Genomic DNA, 2,347 nt, shown 5'->3' on the forward strand with positions numbered 1-2,347 from the left:
CAACGGCGCTGCGGTCAATCCGTTCGTCGGTGTGACGCTTGCCGATGGCCAGAACGACGACATCACGGTCACGCTGTCGTTTGCCGACGCCGAGGGCATCCTGGGCGGTCTGTCCGGCACGGGCGTGACGCTCGTCAGCAACAGCGTCTTGTCGGGTGCCCGCACGGTCACGGTGAGGGGCAAGGCGAGCGATCTGCAGACGTTCTTCGACAACGTGACGTTCGATCCGACGGATTCGACGGCCAACTCTGGCACGTTCACGACGCAGTTCAGCTTCACGGTGAAGGACGCGTCGCACACGGCGAGCACGCACAACAATGTCGTGAACGTGGTCACCACGATCAAGGACAAGACTCTGCCGAACACGGCGCCGACGTTCTCGATCGCGGGTGCGACGAGCTTTGCGGCGGACGACAACGGCGCTGCGGTCAATCCGTTCGGCGGCGTGACGCTCGGGGACAATGAGAACGACGACCTCACGGTCACGCTCTCGTTCGCCAACATCGAGGGTGCGCTGGGCAACTTGACCGGCGCGGGTGTGCAGGTCACCGACAACGGCACGCTATCGGGCGCCCACACGTTCACGTTCGCGGGCAAGGCGTCCGCGCTGCAGACGTTCTTCGACAATCTGACGTTCAACCCGACGGATTCGGCGGCCAACTCGGGCACGTTCACGACGCAGTTCAGCTTCACGGTGAAGGACGCGTCGCACACGGCGAGCACGCACAACAACGTGGTGAACGTGGTCACCACGATCAAGGACAAGACTCTGCCGAACACGGCGCCGACGTTCTCGATCACGGGTGCGACGAGCTTTGCGGCGGACGACAACGGCGCTGCGGTCAAGCCGTTCGCCGGCGTGACGCTTGGCGATGCGGAGAATGATGAGCTCACGGTTACGCTCTCATTCACCGACATCGAGGGTGCCCTGGGCGGCCTGTCCGGCGCGGGCGTGACGCTCGTCAGCGACAGCGTCTTGTCGGGCGCCCGCATGGTCACGGTGAGGGGCAAGGCGGTCGATCTGCAGAACCTCTTCGACAACGTGACGTTCGACCCGACGGATTCGACGGCCAACTCGGGCACGTTCACGACGCAGTTCAGCTTCACGGTGAAGGACGCGTCGCACACGGCGAGCATTCACAACAATGTCGTGAACGTGGTTACCACGATCAAGGACAAGACTCTGCCGAACACGGCGCCGACGTTCTCGATCGCGGGCGCGACGAGCTTTGCGGCGGACGACAACGGCGCTGCGGTCAAGCCGTTCGCCGGCGTGACGCTTGGCGATGCGGAGAATGACGAGCTCACGGTCACGCTCTCGTTCGCCGACATCGAGGGCGCGCTGGGTGGCCTGTCCGGCGCGGGCGTGACGCTCGTCAGCGACAGCGTCTTGTCGGGCGCCCGCACGGTCACGGTGAGGGGCAAGGCGGTCGATCTGCAGAACTTCTTCGACAACGTGACGTTCGATCCGACGGATTCGACGCAGAATTCGGGCACGTTCACGACGCAGTTCAGCTTCACGGTGAAGGACGCGTCGCATACGGCGAGCACGCACAACAATGTCGTGAACGTGGTCACCACGATCAAGGACAAGACGCCGGCAAACACGGCGCCGACCCTCTTGGTGGAGGCTGCCAAGGCAACCACCGCCGCGACGGATACCGGCGCACCGGTGCTGGCCTTCGAGGGCGTAACCTTTGGCGATGCGGAGAATGACGATCTGACCGTCACGATCGGTTTCGCCGATGCGGAAGGCGATCTCGTGCTTCCGACGACTCTTCCGGCCGGCATTACGTCATCGGAGAAGGTTGAGTTCGGCACCAAGACCTACACCTTCATCGGCAAGAAGGACGCGCTGAACGTCTTCCTGCAGAGTGTGGTGAAGTTCGATCCGAAGGATCAACCGGGAGCGACGAGCCAGACCGTCGTCACGACGACCTTCCAGATCGGCGTGAAGGATGCAAGCCACGCGAATCCGGTCACCAACAACACGGTGAAGGTGAACACCACGGTTCTCGACAAGACCGTTCCCAACAGCGCGCCGGTGATCGCCGGAGCAGCTACGCCGGTGACTAAGACCATCGCGGACACCGCGACCGTGAACCCGTTCGCGGATGTGACGATCACGGACACGGAGAAGGACGAGCTGACCGTGACGGTCACCTTCGACAAGGCGAAGGGAACGCTGACCGACAAGGACGGCAACGTCTTCACCAGCGGCACCTACACGATCGTCGGCTCTGAGACGGAAGTGACGGCGGCCCTCAAGGGCCTGGTCTTCAACCCGACCGACCGGCCGACGGCGGCTGTGGGTTCGACCGAGACGACGGACTTCACCATCACCGTC

The 2,347-nt window shown here is 63.4% G+C and carries 1 protein-coding gene; it reads left to right on the plus strand.

Going from position 1 to position 2,347, the window contains the following annotated elements:
• The coding region (locus tag DQW91_RS16400) for a hypothetical protein (protein WP_157961494.1) at window positions 1-2,347 on the plus strand (2,347 nt) is incomplete at both ends.

The sequence above is a fragment of the Microvirga flavescens genome (assembly GCF_003290125.1).
Classification (GTDB): Bacteria; Pseudomonadota; Alphaproteobacteria; order Rhizobiales; family Beijerinckiaceae; genus Microvirga; species Microvirga flavescens.